Raw genomic sequence first — 21,955 nt, 5'->3', positions numbered from 1 at the left:
CGCGGTGACTGCCGTGCGGTCATTCTGCACAAAGGAAGCGCAACGCCGTGCGCATGCCCAATTTTGACAACAACGGGCGGCCAGGCCCTGTGTTCAATCGCTCGCGGGGTTGGTGCCCGCTGTTCCCGATCCTGCTTTGCGCCCCGAATCCATCAGAAACGGGCGGGTAGAACCTCTACCCACTGCACTAACGCGCCTTGTCCCGGAACACAGGGGCACCCGCGCGGACGTACGATTAAAGCAGCATTTCCTTAGCTTGGCAGGGTTGGGCTCAGGCGTCGAGGTGGTCGCGCACCATGTACAGGGCGGCGATGGAGCGCGCCTCGGTCAGGTCATCGCGGGCCACCAGCTCGGTCAGGCGATCCAGCGACCACGGCACCACCTCGATCGCCTCGGGCTCGTCGCCCTCGGCAACCTGCGGGTAGAGCTCCTCGGCCAGCACCAGGTGGGTCTGGTGCGCCATGTACCCCGGGGCCACCGTCAGCGCCCCGAGATGGGTCAGGCGCTGGCCGCCATGGCCGACCTCTTCCATGATCTCGCGATTGGCGGCGGCCAGAATCTCCTCGCCCGCCTCGATCCGCCCCTTGGGCAGGCCCAGCTCATAGCGATGGGTGCCGGCGGCATATTCACGGATCAGCAGTACGGTGCGGTCCGTCTGTACCGGCGCAATGATGACCGCACCATTGCCACGGCTGACCAGACGCTCGTAACAGGTCCGCGCCCCGTTACTGAACTCCAGATCCAGCTCTTCCACCTCGAACAGGCGACTGCTGGCCACCGTACGCCGTCCCTGGACATCCGGCTTGTCACGACTCATGCCTGTAGCCTCCCGGGACTCCACCCATCGATGTCATCGCATAACGCGCCGGGCCGCGGTACATCCGGAGTGGTCATCAGGAATGTCAACATGGATCAGCGCTTCCTACGGACTGTTGCGCAGACGAATCCGGGTACGCAACTCACCCTCGAACAGGGTATCGAACATCAGGCCATGATCGGAGCTGACCACCCGAAAACCTTCCTGCTCCGCCGGTTCGGTAGCCTCCAGCTGCAGGCCGAGATCGCCCCAGTTCACCGCCATGGTGACCCGCATCGGAAAGTACCCGTCCAGGAAACGGCGCACAAACGGTCCATTATCCAGCCGATAGACGCCATCGCCTTCGGACTCGACAAGCTGCATGCGGGCGGTCACGCAGACCTCGGCATCCCGCGTGACCCCGCGCAGGTCCACGCGGTCACCGTCCAGCACCTGCGCGGAATCGATATTACGGGTGGACTCGATCTCGAGATCATCAATGGTCTGTTCGTTGTACACAATGACCATGCGACGAATGGCGGCCACATCATTATGGCACTGGCGCAGGTCGGCCCAGCCGTCCTCCAGCGAGGAGGCCGACAGCCGGATCTGATTCTGATGGTGGTGCGGGGTACGCTCGGGCTCCTGCAGCAGAAAGGTCAGCTCCGGACTGGTCGTCTGGGCATCCTCGGGAGAGACGGTCGCCGCCTCGCCCCACAGCCGGTCATCTTCGAGCGGGTCGTAGTCGGGATCGCCCGGCTCCGGACCCTGCGCCGCCAGCGGCAGGGCCCACAGCGCCAGCAGCAGCGGCAAGGGAAGAAACCGTGGTTGCGTTATCATGGGCGCCATCGTATTCACCCTCTTTCCTGTTGCGCTCTGCTGTGGACCTGCAAAACTCCGAAAAAAATCCGTCCGCCCGTCCGGGCACACCCGCAGTCGACTGGGCCGGGATCGACACGGTGCTGTTCGACATGGACGGCACGCTGCTGGACCTGCACTTCGACAACCGCTTCTGGCGCGAACTGATCCCGGAAGAATACATCCGCTGTCAGCCGGACGACCCGGAATGCGCCCGGCGCCGGCTGGAGGACGAGATGCAGCGGGTACGCGGCAAGCTGGAATGGTACTGCGTGGATCACTGGACCCACTTTACCGGCCTCGACATCCTCGGTCTCAAACGCGAACTGGCACACCACATCGCCATCAAGCCCCACGCCGTAACCCTGCTGGATCGGCTACAGCGCGCCGGACGCCAGCGCGTACTGGTCACCAACGCGCATCCGCAGGTCTACGCCTTCAAGCACCGGATCACCCGCATCGGCGATCACCTGGACACCATCATCTCCGCCCATGACCTGGACTGTGCCAAGGAGGACGCGGCGTTCTGGGAGCGGTTGCAGCGCGTCGCCCCTTACGACCGCGCTCGCACTCTGCTGGTCGACGACAATCTGCTGGCCCTGGCCAGTGCGGCCCGGGCCGGACTGAACGAACTGCGCGGCATGCGCTACCCGGATGAACGCGGCGCGGCGATGACCTCGGAGCGCTTCGTGCTGCTGGAGTCGCTGGCCGACCTGCTCCCCGGCCTGCCCGACGCAGCCCCGACCGCTACTTGACCGGCGTCGGCAGATTGCGGATGCAGTCCAGACGAATCTGCACCGGCCGCCCCTCGCACTCGCCATCCAGCCAGGAATGGCCATCGGCCTCACGCAGCGCATGCGGGACGACCTTGCCCCACCAGGCCTGATTCGAGTCCGGCTCGGCCCAGTTCAACTGCAGGGTCTCGCCGGTGAGAATGGCGATCTCCAGACGCTCGGATACATGACGGGGAATGGCGGAATCGGTCATCGGGGCGCTTCGCGGTAGTCGGTAGGATCGGGAATGCCGGCGCTGGCGAAGGCCGCCCGCCGCGCCTGACACTGCGGGCAGCGCCCGCACTGACGGGATTGTGCCAGAAGGCAGCTCCAGGTGCGGCACCAGTCGATCCCCAACGGGTCCGTGGCCGCGATGATCTCCGCCTTGGACTGCCCGATCAGCGGGGCCGCCACCCGCAGCCCCGGCACCAGGGTCGCCGCCAGCGCCGAAACCTGCTCTACGAAATCCGCGCGCGAACCCGGGCCGTGCCCCTGATCCTCGCGGTTGAGCGCCAGCAGGATGCGCCCGGCGCCGTGGTGTTGCGCAAGGTTGACCGCCAGCGCCAGCACCAGCAGATTGCGCTGGGGCAGCGGTACATGTCCGACCCAGTCGTTGCGCCGGGTGAAGGCCGAACGCAGGGACCGCAAGTTCAGGGCAATGGGCGCCGTGCCGTACACCCCGGCCAGCTGCTCCACCGCCGCCCACTCGCGGGCCGCATTGCGCTGACCATAATCTACCCATACGGCGCGCGGCACCTGGCCGGCGGCATGACGCTGCGCCAGCAGGGCACTGCTCTCAATGCCACCGGAGAGCAGGAGCAAATCGGGGGATTCGGACCGGATGGTTTCCATTCGGGCACCATACGCAATCCCCCGCGCCGCGCAAAACCACGGAGACCGGGACGTGATCGAACAACTACGCAGCCACTGGCAACGCCTGCTGGGCGCCGAACGCAGTGATCATGCCGAGGGCGCACCCGAGGAACGCCTGCAGCGCGCCGCCGCGGCGCTGATCATGGAGGTCTGCCGGGCCGATTTCCAGCTACACGAGCAGGAGCTCGAGTCCCTGCGCACCAGTCTCATTGACCTGTTCCGGCTGGATACCGAGACCGCCGATGCAATGCTGGAGATCGCCCGTGAGGAAAGCGACGAGCTGATCTCCATCCACCCCATGGTGCGAGAGGTCAACGCGGCCTTCGATGCCGATCAGAAGGCCGCGATCATGCGCGCCCTGTGGCGTGCCGCCTGGGCGAACCGGGAGCTGCACAAGCGTCAGGAGGCCGTCATCCGGCATCTTGCGGACCTGCTCTATGTCCCGCATGCCACCTTTATCCGAACCAAGCACGAGGTGCTGAACAATGCCGCCGAACCGCACTGAGTTCGCAAGTCTGCGGGGCCGCGCCCATGGGTGACCCGGGCACTCTGCTGGCAGCACTGGCGGTGGGCATCCTCGGCGGTGTGCACTGCCTGGGGATGTGCGGCGGTATCGTCGGGGCGATTTCCATGGGCCACGGCCGGCGCGGGCCGGGGCTGGACCTGTTGCTGGCCTACAACCTGGGGCGCATGGCGAGCTATGTCGCCGCCGGGGCCCTGGCCGGGTGGCTGGGGGCCAGCCTGCTGGGCGGACTGCCGGCCGGCCAGGCCATCCTGCAGGGCTTCGCCGCGATATTCCTGATCCTGCTCGGGTTCTATCTCGCGGGCTGGTGGCCGATCCTGGCGCGTCTGGAACAGGCCGGCGGGGTGCTGTGGCGGCGCATAGAGCCCCTGGGCCGTCGTTTCCTTCCGGTACGCCATGCGGGGCAGGCCCTGGTCGTCGGCGGGCTATGGGGCTGGCTGCCGTGCGGGCTGGTGTACAGCGTGCTGGCCTGGTCCCTGGGGGCCGGCGGGGCGCTGGAAGGCGCCGCCCTGATGGGTGCCTTCGCCCTGGGTACACTACCCAATCTCCTGTTGATGGGGGTCTTTGCCGCACGTCTGGCGGCCTTCGTACGCCGCCCCTGGGTCCGCCGGATTGCCGGCGGCGGGGTGGCCCTGTACGGCCTGTGGATGCTGCTGGGCGTATGGATGTGATACCCCGCCCGTCCGGGCGGGGCAGCGTTCAGGGGGGGTGAAGAACGCGGGTCAGTCCGCGAAGAAGTCGCGCGAGAAACGCACCGGCAGTTCACGCTCGCTGCCCGCCGGAAGGATATCGATCACGAAGTCGAGCGTCTCACCGCTGCGCACCGTGACCTCGGAGAGGAAGTAGATGGCATCGCCATCCCGCACCTCGCGGAAACGCAGGCTGCGCATCTGGTCATTCATGTTGGTGGTGGTGCCGCTCACGTCGGCGGAGACCGCCTGCATGCCTTCCTCGCCACGCTCCATCACGCTGATATTGACCATCGCCCGATTGGAACTGCGCCGCACGTCATAGGCCCGCGCCACCTCGGGGGACAGGAAGGTCGTGTTGATCACGTTGTAGTGGACAACATAATTGTCGAACTCCGCCTCGTTGGCGGATGCGATCGAGCTGCCGAAAGCAACCGCCGCCAGAGCGACGAGGAGGCCGGTAAAGACCCGATGCATTCTTGCCATGGATGACTCCTTTGCCTGATTGGGAAAGCGGGGCCCTGCGACGGCTCGTGTCCAGGAACCCCTCCTGCGAGTCTAGCCATTTTTGCGGCCGATGGAACCGGGAACCCGGGGCACCACCCCGCCCGACCCTGACAGGATCAGAAAGAGCGCACGATAATCAGCAGGATATAGAGCCCGACCAGGGCGATCATCGGCGAGAAATCAATGGCGCCGGTATTGGGCAGGGCACGGCGCAGCGGACCCAGAAGCGGGCGGTTCACGGCGCCAGCGAGGCGCATGATCGGATTGTTTGCGGCCCCGCCACCACCGGCCTGGATCCAGCTCATCACCACCTCCACGATCAGCGCGATGATGAATACCCAGATCACGCTGGTGAGCAGTTCGCGAATCGCCACCACGAAGATGACACCAAACCCCGCGTCAAGACCGACGATCAGCACACGCAGCCAGATCTCGATGCATTTGAGCGCAATCATCAGCACGATCGCCGCCAGATCGACCCGACCCAGCGACGGGATCAGCGGCCGCAGCAGCCGCAGCGGCGGATCGGTCAGCATCACGATGGTCTGCGAAAGCGGGTTGTAGTAATCGGCCCGAACCAGGCCGAAGATCGTACGCAGGATCAACAGGATGATATAGATCCCGAAGACAACGCTGACGAGAAAGATGGCGATCTCTTGACCGGTTCCTGCGGCGGGCATGCGAACTCCTCGGGTGACACTGAATACGTTGGACGTCTCAACGCCCGACCACCCCGGTGCCGCCCGGGTTGGGGGCACCGGGGTGGTCGGGCCTCATCAAGGGCCGGACTTCCCGGGACGGGCGCCCCGTGCGGTCCGACCGCTCAGCCCGCGTATTCTCGAGCAAGCCCGGCGGGATTCCAAGCACGATGGCATCTCAGCGCCGGACATCCATGCAGTCGCGCACCCGGGTGGCGATCTCCTCGATCGACAGCTCGGTCACGTCCAGATGCGGGATCTGCCAGCTATCGAAGAAGTCCTGGATGGCGCCACACTCGGCCCGGCACTGGGCCAGACTGGCGTAACGGCTGTCGGGCCGGCGGCCTTCGCGGATCTGCGCCAGACGCTGCGGGGCGATCGTCAATCCGACCAGGCGCCCGCCCAGCCCCCGCAGCCCCTCTGGCATGTGCGGGACATCCCCCTGATTCAGGTCCTCCGGAACCAGCGGGTAATTCGCCGCGAACATCCCGAAGGTCATCGCGAGATAGAGGCTGGTCGGCGTCTTGCCCGAACGCGAGGCCCCCAGCAGCACCACATCGGCCACCGACAGGTCCTGTACTGTCAGGCCGTCGTCATGGGCCAGGCTGTAGTTCAGTGCCTCGATGCGGCGATCGTAGAGGCTGACATCGCCCATGCCGTGGGCGCGCCCGGAAACCGACTGCGCCGACAACCCCAACGTTCCCTCCAGACGCTCGATCTGCTCGCCAAAGACGTCGATGACCGGCACCGGGCAGTGCCGCAATTCGGCGCGCAGATCGGCATTGGCCAGTGTGGCCACCAGCAGCGCCGGTTGCGGCCCGGCCTCCGCCCGCGCAAAGACCCCGGCCAGACGCCCCGGGGTCTGCACAAAAGGCAATCGGTGCCAGGCGGGGTCGACCTCCGGGAACTGGGTCAACAACGACCGCGCCAGGGTCTCCGCGGTAATCCCGGTTCCGTCCGAGACCAGATAGACCTGCGGACACTGGGCGGTGTAGTTCACCATCACCGCAGCCCGTCATCCGGATCATGCACCCGCGCGAGCTGCTCCCAGGTCGACAGCAGAGAGTCGGGGTTCAACGACAGCGAATCGATGCCCTCGCCCATCAGCCAGGCAGCCAGCTCCGGGTAATCCGACGGGGCCTGGCCGCAGATCCCGACATACTTGTCGGCTCGCCGTGCAGCCCGGATGGCCATGCTCAGGAGCGCCTTGACCGCATCGTTGCGCTCGTCGAAGGAATCGGCCACCAGCCCCGAATCGCGATCCACGCCCAGCGTCAGCTGGGTCAGGTCATTGGACCCGATGGAGAAGCCATCGAAATATTCGAGGAACCGCGCCGCCAGCAGCGCATTGGAGGGGATTTCGCACATCATCACGACCTTCAGGCCGTTCTCGCCGCGGCGCAGGCCCTCCTCGCCCAGCACATGGATCACGTCAGCGGCCTCGGCCAGCGTGCGCACGAAGGGCACCATAATCTGCACGTTGTCCAGGCCCATCTCGTCGCGCACCCGCCGCAGGGCCTCGCACTCCATCGCGAAGGCGGGACGGAAGGTCTTCGAGCGGTAGCGCGAGGCCCCGCGAAAGCCGAGCATGGGGTTTTCTTCCTGCGGCTCGTAGCCCGCGCCCCCGATCAAATGCGCGTATTCGTTGGACTTGAAGTCGGACAGGCGCACGATCACCGGCTCTGGCGCGAAGGCCGCCGCCAGCGTCGCGATGCCCTCGGCGAGCTTGCGCACGAAGAACTCGCGCGGGCCGTCGTCGAATCCATGCAGCCGCTCGGCAATGCGCTCCTGTACCTCGGCATCCAGCCGGCCTGGGTCCTCGGCGTAGTCCAGCAGCGCCAGCGGGTGCACCCCGATGGTGCCGTTGATGATAAACTCCAGCCGCGCCAGACCGATGCCCGCGTGTGGCAGTTGCGAGAACGCGTAGGCGCGGCCGGGGTTGGCCACATTGAGCATCAGCTTGACCGGCAGCTCCGGCAGTTCGCCGATGTCGGTCTTCCTGACCTGATATTCCAGCTTGCCCGGATACACGTGACCGTCGTCGCCCTCGGCGCAGGAGACGGTCGCCTGCATCCCGTCGCTCAACACCTCGGTTGCATTGCCGCAGCCCACCACCGCCGGGATGCCCATTTCGCGGGCGATAATCGCCGCATGGCAGGTACGCCCGCCGCGGTTGGTCACGATCGCGGCGGAGCGCTTCATGATCGGCTCCCAGTCCGGGTCGGTCATATCCGCGACCAGGATGTCGCCCTCCTCCATGGTGTGCATGGCATCCGGGGAGTCCAGCACGCGCACGACACCGGCCCCGATCTTCGCGCCGATCGCCCGGCCCGTAACCAGGGGCTCCGCCTCGTGCGGCGCCAGTTCGTAGCGCTCGCCCGCGCCCAGCTCGACGCGGCTCTCCACGGTCTCCGGGCGCGCCTGCACGATGAACAGCTCGCCGGTCTCGCCGTCCTGCGCCCACTCGATATCCATGGGCCGCCCGTAGTGCTGCTCGATCGCCACCGCAAAGCGCCCGAGCTGCTCGGCATCGGCATCCGACAGGCAGAAGCGCTGGCGCAGGTCCTCCGGGGTCTCCTCGGTGCGGGTACCCTCCCCGGTCAACACCATGCGCACCGCCTTGGTGCCGAGGGTGCGGCCAATGATGGCGCGCTTGCCCGCCGCCAGCGCCGGCTTGTAGACCTGATACTCGTCGGGGTTCACCGCGCCCTGCACCACCGTCTCGCCCAGCCCCCAGGCCCCGGTGATGAACACCGCATCGCGAAACCCGCTTTCGGTATCCAGCGTAAAGATCACGCCGCTGGCGCCGACGTCGGAGCGCACCATGCGCTGGATACCGGCGGACAGCGCGACCTCGTCATGGGCGAAACCGTTGTGCACGCGATAGGCGATGGCGCGGTCGTTGTACAGGCTGGCGAAGCACTCGCGCAGGCGCTGCAGCAGGGCGTCGATACCGCGCACGTTCAGAAAGGTCTCCTGCTGCCCGGCGAAGGAGGCCTCGGGCAAATCCTCGGCGGTCGCGGAGGACCGCACGGCAACCGGGACATCCGCGCCCAGTTGCGCATAGTGCTCGCGCACGGCCTGTTCCAGTTCCGGCGGCAGCTCGGCCTGCTCGATCCATCCCCGGACCTCGTGCCCCGCAGCCCGCAGGGCCTCGATGTCGTCGATGTCCAGATCCGCCAGGCGCGCCTTGATACGCGCGTCCAGCCCGTCCCTGGCGAGCAGGGCGCGGTAGGCATCCGCGGTGGTGGCGAACCCGCCCGGCACGCGCACCCCGGCCGCGCCCATCTGTCCGAGCAGCTCCCCCAGGGACGCATTCTTGCCGCCCACCTTCGCGACATCGTTCATGGTCAGGTCGGCAAGATCGACTACCCAGCGCATTGCAACTCCTGTTTGGATGTGGCCCCGCCCACCGGCTTTGTGACCCTCTTAACAAGAGGTAACCACCGTGGTCGGCTAAACTTTCCCAACTTGCATACTAGAGAGATTGTGTGACCACCGCTGCTCCCCCTCGTTTCAGCCTGTTCCGTCCGCTTCTGTCCACCATGCTGCTGGGCATTGCGTTACTGACGCAAGCGGCCGCGGCCCACGCGGCCGCGGCCTCCATGAGCATCCTGGGCGCGGTGGAGAACGTCCGTATCGTCCAGGAAGATGTCGTGCTGGAGGCGCGCATGGATACCGGCGCGACCTCTTCCTCTCTGAACGCGCTGAACAAGGAGCGCTTCAAAAAGGATGGCGAGGACTGGATCCGCTTCGAGATCATCGACCCGGACGATGAGACCGCACGCATTACCCTGGAGCGACCGATCGAACGTATCGTACGCATCCGCCGCCACAGCGGGGAATCACAGGAGCGTCCCGTCGTGCGCATGGAGTTCTGCATGGGCGGCCTGCGCCTGGCCGCGGATACCAGCCTGATCGACCGTACCGCCCTGACCTACCAGGCCCTGATCGGGCGCAGCCACATGGCGGGCCACATCCTGGTGGACTCCGGCGCCGAGCATCTGCTGGCGCCCGACTGCCCGGCGAATACACAGTGAAGCGCTTCCACCTGCCGATCCTGATCGTGCTGCTGAGCACGATCGGGCTCGGAGTCTTCGCCTACAAGGTGCTTGCGCTGAACATGCCGCTCGCGCCGGGCGCGGCAGCCGAGACCTGGCTGGTCGAGGCACGGGTGCGCTACCAGCCCAGCGGCGGCGCCACCAATGTCCAGCTGCGCATCCCCGAACGCCTGCCCAACTTCGCCCTGCTGGACGAGGGCTTCGTCTCGCGCGGCTACGGCCTGAACACGCTCGGCGCCGGTGATGACCGCATTGCCCAGTGGACCACCCGCCAGCCGCGCGGCGAGCAGGTGCTGTACTACCGCGCCACGCTTTATCGGATGGGCGATGACGGCTCCGAGGCCGAATACCCGGGGCCGGTATCCGTGCCCGAATGGACGGAACCCCACCGCTCCGCGGCCGAGGCCCTGATCGAGGACGTGCGCGCCCGTTCCTCGGACATTCAGACCTTTGCCTCGGTGCTGGTGAACGACCTGGCGGAGGCGCCCCGCGCCTCCAATGCCGCGGTCTTTGTCGCGGACAATGGCGACCCGCGCGCCCGCGCCGAGACCCTGATCGACCTCCTGGCCACAGCGCGCATCCCGGCGCGCATCGTCACCACCCTGCCACTGCGTGACGGCCGCCGCGATATCAGCCCCGAGGTCTGGCTGGAGGTCCACAACACTCGCCGCTGGGTGCCGATCCATCCGCTCAGCGGCAAGATCGAATACCCGCAGGACGTGGTCGTATGGGCGCACGGGACCGACCCCGTGCTCGAGGTCAGCAATGGTCGCGAGGCCGAGATCCGCTTCGCCGTGTCGCGCAGCGTGCAGGATGCGCTCGCCACCGCGGAACGCTTTGGCGAGACGGTCAACGCCCGCATCCTCGACTTCTCCACACTGGCCCTGCCGCTGGGCACTCAGAACACCTACCGCGTACTGCTGATGGTGCCGCTGGGGGCCATGATCATCGTCTTCCTGCGCAACGTGATCGGCATCCAGACCTTCGGGACCTTCATGCCGGTACTGATCGCGCTGTCCTTCCGTGAGACCCAGCTGCTGGCGGGAATTATCCTGTTCACGCTGATCGTGGCACTTGGGCTGGGCGTACGATTCTATCTGGAACACCTGCGCCTGCTGCTGGTACCGCGACTGGCGGCCGTCGTCAGCGTGGTGATCATGCTGATGCTGGGCATCAGCATCCTGTCGCATCACCTCGGGTTCGAACGGGCCCTGGCGCTGTCGCTGTTCCCCATGGTGATCCTGGCCATGACCATCGAGCGCATGTCGGTGGTCTGGGAGGAACACGGCCCGTCGGACGCGATCACCCAGGGCATCGGCAGCCTCGTGGTCGCGGCCGCCGCCTACGGGCTGATGGCAAACCGCCAGCTGGAGCACTTGCTGTTCGTGTTCCCGGAACTGCTGCTGGTACTGCTGGCCATGACCCTGCTGCTCGGACGCTACACCGGCTACCGCCTGACCGAACTGTTCCGCTTCGGCCGCATCCAGGACGCGATGCGGAGGGACAGCTGATGCCCGGCTGGCTGCCCCGGTTTGTCCGCCCGCGCGTGCTGAAGGAACAGGGCATCGTGGGCATGAATGCGCGCAACGCCCGCTACATTGCCGCCTGGAACGCGCGGCGCTTTTACCCGCGCGTGGACAACAAGCTGCAGACCAAGCAGCTCGCACTGGATGCCGGCCTGTCGGTCCCCGAGCTCTACGGGGTCGTGCGCACCCACCGCCAGATCCGCGAGATCCGGCGCGAACTGCGCCAGCACGAGCAGGGCTTCGTGATCAAGCCCGCCCACGGGGCCGCAGGCGACGGCATCCTGGTGATCGACGGCTGGCGCGGCGACCGACCGCGGCGTGCCGGCAGCCGCACCCTGGAACTCTCCGAGCTGGACGATCACATCTCCAACATCCTGTCCGGGATGTACAGTCTGGGCGGGCATCCGGATGTCGCCATGATTGAGCAGCGGGTGCGCTTTTCGTCGGTGTTCGATGCCGTGGCGCACCAGGGTGTACCGGACATCCGCACCGTGGTCTACCGCGGCTACCCGGTCATGGCGATGATCCGACTGCCTACCCATGAGTCCGATGGCAAGGCCAACCTGCATCAGGGTGCAGTGGGTACCGGGATCGATCTCGCTTCGGGACGCACGACTGGCGGGGTCCACCACAATCAGCCCTGCCGCAACCACCCGGACAGCGAGCACAGCCTCGTCGGTCTGCAAATACCCGGCTGGGAGGCGCTGATGGAGCTGGCCGCCGGTTGTTTCGAGCTGAGTCAGCTGGGTTATCTGGGGGTGGACGTGGTCATTGATGCCGAACGGGGCCCGCTGATCCTGGAGCTGAACGCGCGCCCGGGACTGGCCATCCAGATCGCCAACGGCGAAGGCCTGGACCACCGCATCCGCACCGTGGATGCCCATCTGGAAGCCGGTACGACCGAAGCGGCGACGGAACGCGCCCGCTGGTCCGGCACGACCTTCGCCCGTCCCGCCGCAAGCGGCGATCCCGCGGCCGCGACACGCACGCAGTTTGGGCTATCCTAGGCGCATGACGATTGCAGCCGCCGCCCCGACACTGGACATCGAACAAGCCCTGGCCAACGCCGAGCGCGTGTGTGCCCGCCATGGGGCACGCCTGACCGAACAGCGTCGACGCATCCTGGAGCAGATCCTGCGGACCGAAGGCGTGATCAAGGCCTACGACCTCATTCGCGCCCTGTCCTCCGACGATCACAGCATCAAACCGCCCACCGTCTACCGCACACTCGCCTTCCTGCTGGAGCAGGGCCTGATCCATCGCATCGAGAGCCTGAACGGATTCGTTGCCTGCTCGCATCCGGGCGAGCGCCACGAATCGGCATTGATGATCTGCGATGGCTGCGGCCGCATCACCGAATTCCACATCCCGGAACCGGTCAGCCGTGCCCTCGACAGCGCAGCGGCAGAACAGGATTTCGCTATCCAGTCGCGCACGGTGGAACTGCACGGCCAGTGCGGAGAATGCCGCCGCCAGCCACGGGATTCGACCTGAGGACCATCCCTGATGACGCCCCCCCTGGAGTCCTTCCCGCCGCTGTTGCGTGAGGACACCCGGCTGGTGGTCCTGGGCAGCTTTCCCGGCATCGCGTCACTGCAGGCCCGGGGCTACTACGCCCATCCCCGCAACCAGTTCTGGCTCATTGTCGGCCAGATCCTGGGCGAACCCCTCACCGAACTGGACTACCCCGGCCGTTGCGAGCGCCTGCTCGATCACGGCGTCGGGCTGTGGGATGTCTACGGCGCCTGTACGCGCAAAGGGAGCCTGGATAGCGCCATCCGCAACGCCGTCCCCAACGATCTCGCACGCCTGACCCGCGAAGCGCCGGGCCTGCGCATGATCCTCCACAACGGCGCCGAGAGCGCGCGCCGTATCCGCGAGAGCCGCGCCCTGGGCGTCGAGGCGCTGCGCCTGCCTTCCACCAGCCCGGCCAATGCGCGCACGAGTCTGGCCGCCAAGCGGGAAGCCTGGGCCGAAGCCTTTGCCCGCGCGGGCCTGCCCCGCGACTAATCCCCGTCCCGGACTCGATTTTGCGGGTTGAAAAGCGGAACGTTATTGTATAACGTTCATTACCATATTGTAACGCTATAACGATTCACCCCACGTTGACCGGCACTCACTGCCCCGTGCAGAGGGTTGCCCCCAACCAGGAGCCCGAAATGCCGCGCACCCACTACACCCGGCCCGTACTCGCCGGACTGACCGCCCTCACCCTCGCCGCCCCCGGAGCTGCTGCCGCGCAATGGGCCGCCCCTGGCGACGACTCAGCCTGGGACCTGGATATCTCGCTGATCCTGGAAGGCGTCTATTTCAACGAATTGTCCGAGGGCATCAGCGACCCGGCGGGCTTCGACGACGGCCATGATCATGGCCACAGCCATGGCCACGACCATGGTCATGACCATGGCTTCGACGACGGTTTCAACCTCGGCCACAGCGAACTGGTATTCGAGGCCAACCTGGGTGACCTGTTCGACGGCGTGGTGATGATCGGCTTCGACGAAGACCACCTTGAGGTCGAAGAGGCCTACCTGGTCACCCGCGGGCTGCCCGCCGGCTTTCAGGTCAAGGCCGGCCGGTTCCTGTCGGACATCGGCTACATCAACAGCCGCCATGTGCACGACTGGGACTTCGTCGATCGCCCGCTGGTGAACGAATTCCTGTTCGGTGACCACGGTCTGCAGGAGACCGGCGTCCAGGCCACCTGGGTCGCCCCGACCGAGACCTACACCCAGCTGGGCATCGAGCTCCTGCAGGGCGACAACAGCTTCATCCCCTACGAAGGCGCGGGCGGTTCGCACTCCCGCGACGGGGACACGATCCACTCGTCATTCTCCGATGTGTCCGGGCCCCGCCTGATCACCGCCTTTGCCAAATTCGGGCCGGACCTGGGCCCGGATCATGCGGCTCAGTTCGGCATTTCCGGCGGCTATGCCGATACCTGGCAGCAGCAAACCGAACATGGTTCGGGGCTCGAGGAATGGGATGGTGATGCCTGGTTCGCCGGCATCGACGCCGTCTATAAGTACAGCTCCGGCCGCGCCTACGGCCACGGCGACTGGCGGCTGCAGGGCGAGTACTTCTACCGCGAAGTCGACCTCGATTATCAGCGCCGGCAGTTTGATACCAACCATGAACGCCATGGCATCACGGGTAGCGGAACCTCCAAACAGGACGGCCTCTACATCCAGGGCGTATACGGCTTTGCCCCCCGCTGGGAGGCCGGCCTGCGTGCCGAGGCGCTGGGCCTGACCAATCGAGGCCGGATCGAGCGCGATGGCCTCGATACGACCGTCCCGTCCTTCGGCACCTCGTATCGCCACAGCGCCCAGGTCACCTTCCGTCCGGTGGAGCCGGTGTTCCTGCGCGCCCAGCTGTCGCAGAATGATTTCATCGATGACCATGGCCACCGCGACCGCGGGCTGGAGTTCCTGCTGCAGCTGAACGTCGCCCTCGGTGCCCATGGCGCCCATCGCTTCTGATTTTCACCCGCGCGGGTCCGGTCGGGCCCGCGCCCCGATCCTGTGTCCGCCACTCCCGCCAGCATCGGCCCCCTGATTCCACACTACATTGCCAAGGAGTCCCGCATGTTTCCACGCAAGACTCGTCGTCACCTCACCCGCACATTCGCGGCCGTTGTCGCCGCCACCCTGCTCACCCTCGCCCTGCTGCCGGCACAGGCCGCCGCCGGGCTGAACATTGTGGCCACCACCTCCAGCCTGGGCGTGCTGGCCCGCGAAATCGGCGCTGACCAGGCCGAAGTGCGCGTACTCGCGCCGCCGGACCGCGACGCGCACTACCTGGATGCCCGCCCCAGCTTCATGGCCGCGCTGCGTCGCGCCGACATGCTGCTGGAACTGGGCGCCGGCCTCGAAGAAGGCTGGCTGCCGGCCGCCCAGCGCGGCGCCAACAACCGCGCCATCAACTCCGGCCAGCCGGGCCACTTCCGCGGCGCGGATCAGGTCGAGCTGCGCCGCTCCATCACCATGGATGGCCCAAACATGGGGCACGTGCATGCCGAGGGGAACCCCCACTTCAATAGCGACCCGCTGCGTCTGGCCGAGCTGGCCCTGGCCCTGGGCCAGCGCATGGGCGAACTGCGCCCGGAGCACGCCGATACCTTCATGGAACGCGCGGAGCACACCGCCGAACGCCTGCGCGCGCACGCCGAGGCACTGGCCGAGCAAGTCGCGCCGGACCAGCGCATCGTGGTCTACCACGAGGATCTGGACTATCTGGAAGAGTGGCTGCCGGTGGAGGTCGTCGGCTATCTGGAACCGGCCCCGGGTATCCCGCCCACCGCCCGCCACCTGCGCCGACTGGTCGGTGATCTCGAAGGCACCGAAGGCACTGTCCTCTATGCCGAGTTCCAGCCGCCGCGCGGGGCCGAGTTCCTTGAACGCAACCTGGGCTGGCCGACGCATGCCGTCCCGCTGGACCCGCCGGCCGACGCCGGCCTGGACGGGTACCTGGAGCTGATGAGCACCTGGGCGCAAACCCTTCCGCAACGCTAACGGTTGGCAAGGCCAGCCGTATCCACGGACCCGGAAAGCCCCTTTCCGGGTCCGTTATCATTTGCATCCCCCTCTTTCTGCGAGCCTGCATGCCGCCCGAAGCCCTTCCCCCCATCTTGAGCGCACGCTCGGCCCGGCTGGGATTTGACCGGCCGGTGATCGGCCCGCTGACTCTGGAGATACCCGCCGGCGCCCGCTGGGCGCTGACCGGCCCCAACGGAGCGGGCAAGTCGCTGTTGCTGAAGGCCATCACCGGCCAGGCCCGGGTCCATGGCGGGCTTTTCCAGCCCGCCCCTGCGGCCCGTATCAGCCTGCTGGCACAGGACCACCACCGCCCGCAGCCCTGGCCCCTGTCGGGGCATGACTGGTTTCGCGCAATGGGCGCCACGACACCCGCACATGCGGGCGTTCGCGCCCTGCTGGATCGACGCCTGGACCGGCTCAGCGGCGGTCAGTGGCAACTGCTGCGCCTGGCCGCCGTGCTGAACAGCCACGCGGACGACGCATCATCGCAGCGACTGATTCTGCTGGACGAACCCGCCAATCACCTGGATGCCGAAGTTCGCTCCGACGCCATCGAACTGATCAAGACCGTCCCGACCCAGACAACGTTGCTGATCACCAGCCACGATGATGCGTTCCTGCGGGCGCTCGAGCTGGAAATCCATCCCCTCGCGGAGTATCTCGATGCCCGGTGATCTGCTGCTGATACCGTTCCTCGCCGGCGTACTGATCACCATACTCCTGGCACTGGCCGGCGCCGGTCTGTTCCTGCGCGGATCGGTCTGGCAAGCCCTCGCACTGGGGCAATGGGCCGCCGTCGGCGGCGTGTTCGCCTCCATCCTGCACTGGCCGGTACTGCCGGTTGCCCTGCTGCTGGGGGGCGGGGTCATGGCGCTGCTGCAACGCAGCCGCGAACGCGAGCGCCTGCCACTGGCCGTATTTCTCGCCGGCCTGGCGGCGGTCACGTTGCTGGCGGCCAATTTCGCGCAGGCCAGCCTGGCTGCGGCCGCATGGGCCGAAGGGCAGCTCTACTTTGCCGGCCCCGGCGAGCTCCAGGCGGCAGTGGGGCTGGCCCTGCTGACCGTGCTGATGATCCCGGTGCTGCGCCGCATCTGGCTGCATGCCCAAATCGCACCGGATGTAGCCGCCGCAAGCACCCCGGTGCTGTGGCAGCGGCTCGGCGAGATTGTCTGGCTGGTCGCGGCCATCGTGCTGGGCAGCATGGTGCTGGGCCTGCCGGCCGCCCTGGCCACGCTGCTGCTCCCGGCATGGGGCGCGGCCTGGCTGGCGCGCAACTTGACCGGTCTGCTCCTCTGGACACAGGGCATCGCCATGGTCGGGTTCCTGACCGCCTGGGCCATCAGCCTGCCGCTGGATCAGCCCTTCGCTCCGGTGCTGGTGCTGGTGAATGTCGTCCTGGCGCTCGGCGCCCGGATCGCCGCCATGCTGCGCTGACCCCGACCGCACTCACAACCCACGAGCCGTACCATGACATCCAGAATCTCGAATTCACCATCCACCAGCACGTCGCCCATTTTTCAGGCCATCGAGAAGGCACAGGGCGACCTGCCCTGGGGCAGCTTTCTGGATGCCGGGACCGGGCGCAAATCCATCGAGTGGATCTGCAGTCTGGACACCGAACGCTGGACAGCTGTCACCGCCACGCAGGAGATGGCCCAAGCCACACGCAAGGCCTCCGGGCCCGGCCTGCGCCGACAGGACCGCATCCTGGTCGGCAACTGGATGTCCGATCAGCTCCTGTTCGGTGAACGCTTCGACACCGTCCTGCTGGACTACTTCATCGGCGCGATCGAGGGGTTCGCGCCCTACTGGCAGGACCGCGCGCTGCACCGAGTGCGTCCCCATGTGGGCGAGCGCCTCTATCTGGTCGGGGTCGAACCCTATGTGCTGATCGAACCCAAAGACGAGGCAGCCGCGATCGTGCGCGAGATTGGGCGCCTGCGCGACGCCTGCCTGTTGATCGCCGGCAACCGGCCCTATCGCGAATACCCGTCATCCTGGGTCATGCGCCATCTCGGCAGCGCCGGATTTCGGGTTCTGAATGTGCGCTATTTCCCCATTCAGTACCGCGAACGCTTCGTCAACGGCCAGCTCGACCTGTGCCTGCGGCAACTGCCGCATTTCAGCGACGCCGGCCTGGCCAAGGCCATGCATCACCAGATCGAGGCCCTGCGCAAACGTGCCCTGCCACTGGCCCGCAGCCAGGAAGGGCTAAAACACGGCGCGGACTACCTGATTACCGCCGAACCCATGGCCGAACGCCATCGCGGCCTGCCCGATCCCGCACAACCCCCGCAGGCCTCCGCAGCCGGCTCCCGGGGAAACGCCGCATGACCCTGTAATACCGGGTATTGGAAACCATCAACTGGGGCAGAAGCCGGCCGGGTTTGCGCGATCGTCGCGCACGCACAGCGTTGCGGTTCACCTGTAGCAGAGTGACTGCACGGCCGTCACCGCGCATTAAACGCACGCAAAAGCGACTCGAGCGCGGACGCGCGATTCAATCAGCGTCTCCCTGGCCCCTGGCCTCGCGCAGAATGTCGCGCGCGGTTGCGACGAAATCCAGGATGTACGGACGCTCCCGGTCGGCACGACGAACGGTGATCGCCAGCTGGCTCCAAAGGCCCTCCGGGCCAAGCCGCACACGCCGGGTCGCAGGCGGTCCGGCGGCCCCGCCGTCGAGCCCGGCCTCCAGCTCCGGAAGGGCCCAGTCCGGCAGGACCGCAACCCCGCGGCGACTGGCCACGAGTTGCAGGAGCATGGCGCTGACCTCCGTGGTCCGCCGCGGGACCGAAAGCCCCGCCGGATGCAGAAAGCGCCGATAAATATCCAGACGCTCCTCGCTGACCGGATACGTGATCAACGTCTCCCCATGTAGATCCTCCGGCGCCGCGCAAGGCCGCTCGGCCAGCCGGTGTCCGGCCGGCACCACCAGGAGATTTTCGTAGTCCATCAGGTGGACCGATTCCAGGTCGGGATCATCCACCGGATCGACTGCAACGGCGGCATCCACATCACCGTTGCGCAAGGCGTCCAGGGCCGTGAAACCATGGCTGAGGGTCAGATCCAGTTCCACCTCCGGCCAGTGCCGCCGAAAGGCCCCGACCGCGGGCATCAACCACTGAAAGCAACTGTGACACTCCAGCACCAGGAAGAGACGGCCACGCCCCCCGTCGCGGATCTGCACCACATCGCGCTGGGCGGCAGTGATCTCGGGCAACACCCGGTCGGCCGCCTGTAACAATCGCTCGCCCGCACCCGACAGCCGCACAGGCCGCGTACGGCGTTCAAACAGGGTAACGCCCAACCGTTCCTCCAACTGACGCAACTGATGCGACAGCGCCGACTGCGTCACGCAGAGGCTTTCGGCTGCGGCCGTCACGCTGCCCAGGCGCACGATCTCCCGAATCGCCCGCAGGTGGCGAACGTCCAGGGTGATCGCCAGGTCATGATCAATATTCATAAAAACAATGAAGAAATATCGTTTTACTCATGCCTACAGCTTGCGGAGACTGGGCCGCGTGTTCAACCCGGAGACCCATCCATGATCACCACGCATAACCTTGGCTTTCCCCGTATCGGTGCCCGACGCGAGCTGAAGACCGCGCTCGAGCATTACTGGCGCGGCGACAGCAACCGCGAAGAACTGGAAGCAACGGGGCGCGAACTGCGCCGACGGCACTGGAGCTGGCAGCGCGAGGCGGGCATCGAGCAAGTCCCGGTCGGCGACTTCAGTTTCTACGATCACGTGCTGGACATGATGCTCACCCTGGGGGTTCTGCCGCAGCGCTTCCACGCGGCGGCGAGCGAAGACCCGCTGGATCTGGCCTTCTACATGGCCCGCGGGCGTTCGCGAAACGCCCGGCTGCCGGATGTGCCGGCCCTCGAGATGACCAAGTGGTTCGATACGAACTACCACTATCTGGTCCCGGAACTGACGCTCCAGCAAACCTTCGCGGCCGATCCGAGCCGCCTGCAGACCGAGATCCGCGAGGCGCGCGCAATGGGGCTGCAACCCAAGCCGGTGCTGCTCGGCCCCGTCAGCTTCCTGTATCTGGCGAAAATGAAGGATGACGGGGAGCCCCTCGAATTGCTGGACCGGCTCGTCCCGATCTATCAAGAGCTCCTTGAATGGCTCGGAGACGAGGGGGCTGGCTGGGTCCAGATGGACGAACCCATCCTCGCAACGGATCTCCCGGTCGAATGGCAATCGGCATTGCAGACCGCTTACGACCGCCTCCATCGGGGTGGGCCACGCATCCTGCTCGCAACCTACTTCGGCACCCTTGGCAGCCAGCGCGATCTCGCCATGGAACTGCCGGTCGCCGGGCTTCATGTGGATGCCGTGCGCGGCGCGAGCGAAGTATCCACCCTGATTGCGCGAGTGCCGCAGGACAAGATCCTGTCGCTCGGCGTCATCGACGGTCGCAACGTGTGGGCTGCCGACCTGGAGGCCTGCATGGACACCCTGGAGCCGGCCGCGAGCAGCCTGGGTGCCGACCGCCTGTGGCTGGCACCCTCCTGCCCCTTGCTGCATGTGCCGGTGGACCTGGAACAGGAGACCGGGCTGGATACGAAACTGCACGGCTGGATGGCCTTCGCAAGGCAGAAACTCGCCGAGCTGGCGGCCCTCAAGCGTGGCCTGACCGCGGGCCGTGCAGCCATCGCCGCAGAGCTGGAGCGCAGCCGCCGCGCGCGCAACAGCCGCCAGAATGCCGCGCGTACACACCAGCCACTGGTGCGGAAACGGGTGGAGGCACTGGCACCGCACGATGACTGCCGCGGCTCGGCCTATGAACAACGTGCACCGCTGCAACAACGCGCACTCAACCTCCCGCTGTTCCCGACGACCAGCATCGGCTCCTTCCCGCAGACCCGGACCATTCGGCGGGTACGTCGAGACTACCGCCGCGGCGAAGTATCCCGGGAAGACTACGAGCGCACCATGCGCCAGGAGATCGCGCGTGTGATCCGCTTCCAGGAAACGATCGGCATGGACGTGCTGGTTCACGGCGAACCGGAACGCAATGACATGGTGGAGTATTTCGGCGAGCAACTCGACGGTTATGCCTTCACCCGGCATGGCTGGGTACAGAGTTACGGCTCCCGCTGTGTGAAACCCCCGATCATCTACGGCGATGTGCAGCGCAGCACACCCATGACCATCGAGTGGATGCGTTATGCCCAGTCCCTGACCGACAAGCCGACCAAGGCCATGCTGACCGGCCCGGTCACCATGCTGCAATGGGCCTTCGAACGCGACGACCTGCCGCGCGAGGCCATTGCCATGCAGATCGCGCTGGCGCTGCGCGACGAGATCGCCGATCTCGAAAGCGCCGGGATCGGCGTGATCCAGGTCGACGAACCCGCGTTCCGGGAGGGCCTGCCGCTGCGTCGAGGCGAATGGAATGACTACCTGGAGTGGGCCGCCCGTTCCTTCCGTGTCGCGACCTCCGGTGTGTCCGATGTCACCCAGATCCATACCCACATGTGCTACTCGGAGTTCAACGACATCATCGATGCCATCGCATCACTGGATGCCGACGTCATCACCATCGAGACCGCACGCTCGGATATGGAACTGCTGGATGCCTTCGAGCGCTCCACCTACCCGAACGAGATCGGACCGGGCGTCTATGACATCCACTCTCCGCGCATCCCGCAGGTCGAGGAGATGGTCGCGCTGCTGGAAAAGGCCGCACGCGGAGTCCCGGCCGAACGGCTGTGGGTCAACCCCGACTGCGGACTCAAGACCCGCAACTGGGACGAGGTCCGTCCATCGCTGGAGGCGATGGTCCATGCTGCGCGCGAGATGCGGAGTCGCCATTCCGAGGCCGGCCAAAAAGCCCGTTCCGGGGCTTGACGCAAAAACAGAGATGAGTATCATTCTCACTTAGATACACGGCCTGGACAGCTGTGTGTCGCCAGGACGAAAGGCGACTCCCTGCCTTTGGTCTCTCCAACCTCCGTAAGCATTGCCGCCGGATTGCGCATCCGGCGGCTTTTTTATGTTCTCGGCTCGAATGTTTCCTGAATGCGCACGCTGATCGTGCTTGACATGCAAATGCGAATCAGTATTATTCGCATAAATACGAGACACGGGCGCTGCGGCG

At 66.3% G+C, this 21,955-nt stretch carries 23 protein-coding genes; 14 read left to right on the top strand and 9 right to left on the bottom strand.

Features of this window, described 5'->3' with window-relative positions; genetic code table 11:
- Positions 1–271: 271 nt before the first annotated feature.
- Positions 272–817, bottom strand: a complete 546-nt coding sequence (gene nudE / locus G332_RS0104960; RefSeq protein WP_019625894.1) for an ADP compounds hydrolase NudE — start codon at positions 815–817, stop codon at positions 272–274.
- A 105-nt stretch (positions 818–922) separates the two neighbouring features.
- Positions 923–1,636 carry a hypothetical protein gene (locus G332_RS0104955; RefSeq protein WP_026340612.1) on the bottom strand — a complete coding sequence of 238 codons (714 nt, stop codon included), beginning with the start codon at positions 1,634–1,636 and terminating at the stop codon, positions 923–925.
- A 41-nt stretch (positions 1,637–1,677) separates the two neighbouring features.
- On the opposite strand from G332_RS0104955, the gene G332_RS0104950 reads away from it, so the two are divergent.
- Positions 1,678–2,409: an HAD family hydrolase gene (locus tag G332_RS0104950; RefSeq protein WP_081619757.1), complete on the top strand. Its 732-nt coding sequence runs from the start codon at positions 1,678–1,680 to the stop codon at positions 2,407–2,409.
- Here G332_RS0104950 and G332_RS0104945 read toward each other — a convergent pair.
- Together G332_RS0104945 and G332_RS0104940 are read right to left on the bottom strand one after the other, a co-directional pair.
- On the bottom strand, positions 2,402–2,641 hold the full coding sequence (locus G332_RS0104945; RefSeq protein ID WP_019625891.1) for a hypothetical protein: 240 nt from the start codon (positions 2,639–2,641) through the stop codon (positions 2,402–2,404). The two genes, G332_RS0104950 and G332_RS0104945, sit on opposite strands and share 8 nt — an antisense overlap.
- Positions 2,638–3,279, bottom strand: coding sequence for a 7-cyano-7-deazaguanine synthase (locus G332_RS0104940; protein WP_019625890.1), 642 nt, complete (start codon positions 3,277–3,279; stop codon positions 2,638–2,640). The genes G332_RS0104945 and G332_RS0104940 overlap by 4 nt, the downstream gene beginning before the upstream one ends.
- Before the next feature lie 52 nt (positions 3,280–3,331).
- On the opposite strand from G332_RS0104940, the gene G332_RS0104935 reads away from it, so the two are divergent.
- Together G332_RS0104935 and G332_RS0104930 are read left to right on the top strand one after the other, a co-directional pair.
- The gene (locus G332_RS0104935; RefSeq protein WP_019625889.1) at positions 3,332–3,805 is read left to right on the top strand and encodes a TerB family tellurite resistance protein; all 474 of its coding nucleotides are present in this window, start codon (positions 3,332–3,334) and stop codon (positions 3,803–3,805) included.
- Positions 3,806–3,831: 26 nt separating this feature from the next.
- Positions 3,832–4,494, top strand: a complete 663-nt coding sequence (locus tag G332_RS0104930; RefSeq protein WP_019625888.1) for a sulfite exporter TauE/SafE family protein — start codon at positions 3,832–3,834, stop codon at positions 4,492–4,494.
- A gap of 51 nt (positions 4,495–4,545) precedes the next feature.
- On the opposite strand, the gene G332_RS0104925 is transcribed toward G332_RS0104930, so the two are convergent.
- The 4 genes from G332_RS0104925 to ppsA all read right to left on the bottom strand — a co-directional run bounded on the left by G332_RS0104925 (position 4,546) and on the right by ppsA (position 9,098).
- Positions 4,546–4,998 carry a DUF4426 domain-containing protein gene (locus G332_RS0104925; protein WP_026340611.1) on the bottom strand — a complete coding sequence of 151 codons (453 nt, stop codon included), beginning with the start codon at positions 4,996–4,998 and terminating at the stop codon, positions 4,546–4,548.
- Between the two features lie 137 nt (positions 4,999–5,135).
- Positions 5,136–5,699, bottom strand: coding sequence for a YggT family protein (locus G332_RS0104920; protein ID WP_019625886.1), 564 nt, complete (start codon positions 5,697–5,699; stop codon positions 5,136–5,138).
- A gap of 196 nt (positions 5,700–5,895) precedes the next feature.
- Entirely contained in the window at positions 5,896–6,720 is an 825-nt protein-coding gene (locus tag G332_RS0104915; RefSeq protein WP_019625885.1) for a pyruvate, water dikinase regulatory protein, read from the bottom strand.
- Entirely contained in the window at positions 6,720–9,098 is a 2,379-nt protein-coding gene (ppsA, locus tag G332_RS0104910; RefSeq protein WP_019625884.1) for a phosphoenolpyruvate synthase, read from the bottom strand. Before ppsA ends, G332_RS0104915 begins: the two co-directional genes overlap by 1 nt.
- Positions 9,099–9,262: 164 nt before the next feature.
- Here ppsA and G332_RS0104905 point away from each other — a divergent pair, with 164 nt between their 5' ends.
- The 10 genes from G332_RS0104905 to G332_RS0104860 all read left to right on the top strand — a co-directional run bounded on the left by G332_RS0104905 (position 9,263) and on the right by G332_RS0104860 (position 18,176).
- Positions 9,263–9,757, top strand: a complete 495-nt coding sequence (locus G332_RS0104905; RefSeq protein ID WP_026340610.1) for a RimK/LysX family protein — start codon at positions 9,263–9,265, stop codon at positions 9,755–9,757.
- On the top strand, positions 9,754–11,289 hold the full coding sequence (locus G332_RS0104900; protein ID WP_019625882.1) for an inactive transglutaminase family protein: 1,536 nt from the start codon (positions 9,754–9,756) through the stop codon (positions 11,287–11,289). Before G332_RS0104905 ends, G332_RS0104900 begins: the two co-directional genes overlap by 4 nt.
- Complete coding sequence (locus G332_RS0104895; RefSeq protein WP_019625881.1) at positions 11,289–12,311, top strand: alpha-L-glutamate ligase-like protein; 1,023 nt, start codon at positions 11,289–11,291, stop codon at positions 12,309–12,311. Before G332_RS0104900 ends, G332_RS0104895 begins: the two co-directional genes overlap by 1 nt.
- A gap of 4 nt (positions 12,312–12,315) precedes the next feature.
- A complete protein-coding gene (locus G332_RS0104890) occupies positions 12,316–12,798 on the top strand; it encodes a Fur family transcriptional regulator (RefSeq protein ID WP_019625880.1) in 483 nt (160 codons plus the stop codon).
- Positions 12,799–12,810: 12 nt separating this feature from the next.
- A complete protein-coding gene (locus tag G332_RS0104885; protein WP_019625879.1) occupies positions 12,811–13,314 on the top strand; it encodes a DNA-deoxyinosine glycosylase in 504 nt (167 codons plus the stop codon).
- 149 nt (positions 13,315–13,463) lie between these two features.
- Positions 13,464–14,786, top strand: a complete 1,323-nt coding sequence (locus G332_RS0104880) for a hypothetical protein (protein WP_019625878.1) — start codon at positions 13,464–13,466, stop codon at positions 14,784–14,786.
- Between the two features lie 105 nt (positions 14,787–14,891).
- Positions 14,892–15,818, top strand: a complete 927-nt coding sequence (locus G332_RS0104875) for a metal ABC transporter substrate-binding protein (RefSeq protein WP_019625877.1) — start codon at positions 14,892–14,894, stop codon at positions 15,816–15,818.
- 89 nt (positions 15,819–15,907) lie between these two features.
- On the top strand, positions 15,908–16,516 hold the full coding sequence (locus G332_RS0104870) for an ATP-binding cassette domain-containing protein (RefSeq protein WP_026340609.1): 609 nt from the start codon (positions 15,908–15,910) through the stop codon (positions 16,514–16,516).
- Positions 16,506–17,276, top strand: a complete 771-nt coding sequence (locus G332_RS0104865; RefSeq protein WP_019625875.1) for a metal ABC transporter permease — start codon at positions 16,506–16,508, stop codon at positions 17,274–17,276. The genes G332_RS0104870 and G332_RS0104865 overlap by 11 nt, the downstream gene beginning before the upstream one ends.
- A 33-nt stretch (positions 17,277–17,309) precedes the next feature.
- Positions 17,310–18,176: a class I SAM-dependent methyltransferase gene (locus G332_RS0104860; protein WP_019625874.1), complete on the top strand. Its 867-nt coding sequence runs from the start codon at positions 17,310–17,312 to the stop codon at positions 18,174–18,176.
- A gap of 166 nt (positions 18,177–18,342) precedes the next feature.
- Here the strand turns inward: G332_RS0104860 and G332_RS0104855 are convergent, their stop codons facing one another.
- Entirely contained in the window at positions 18,343–19,305 is a 963-nt protein-coding gene (locus G332_RS0104855) for a LysR family transcriptional regulator (RefSeq protein WP_019625873.1), read from the bottom strand.
- Between the two features lie 81 nt (positions 19,306–19,386).
- Here G332_RS0104855 and metE point away from each other — a divergent pair, with 81 nt between their 5' ends.
- On the top strand, positions 19,387–21,705 hold the full coding sequence (gene metE / locus G332_RS0104850) for a 5-methyltetrahydropteroyltriglutamate--homocysteine S-methyltransferase (protein ID WP_019625872.1): 2,319 nt from the start codon (positions 19,387–19,389) through the stop codon (positions 21,703–21,705).
- The last annotated feature ends 250 nt before the right edge of the window (positions 21,706–21,955 follow it).

The organism is Thioalkalivibrio sp. ALJT (assembly GCF_000381825.1).
Classification (GTDB): domain Bacteria; phylum Pseudomonadota; class Gammaproteobacteria; order Ectothiorhodospirales; family Ectothiorhodospiraceae; genus Thioalkalivibrio.
This window is presented reverse-complemented; position numbering and strand designations above follow the sequence as displayed.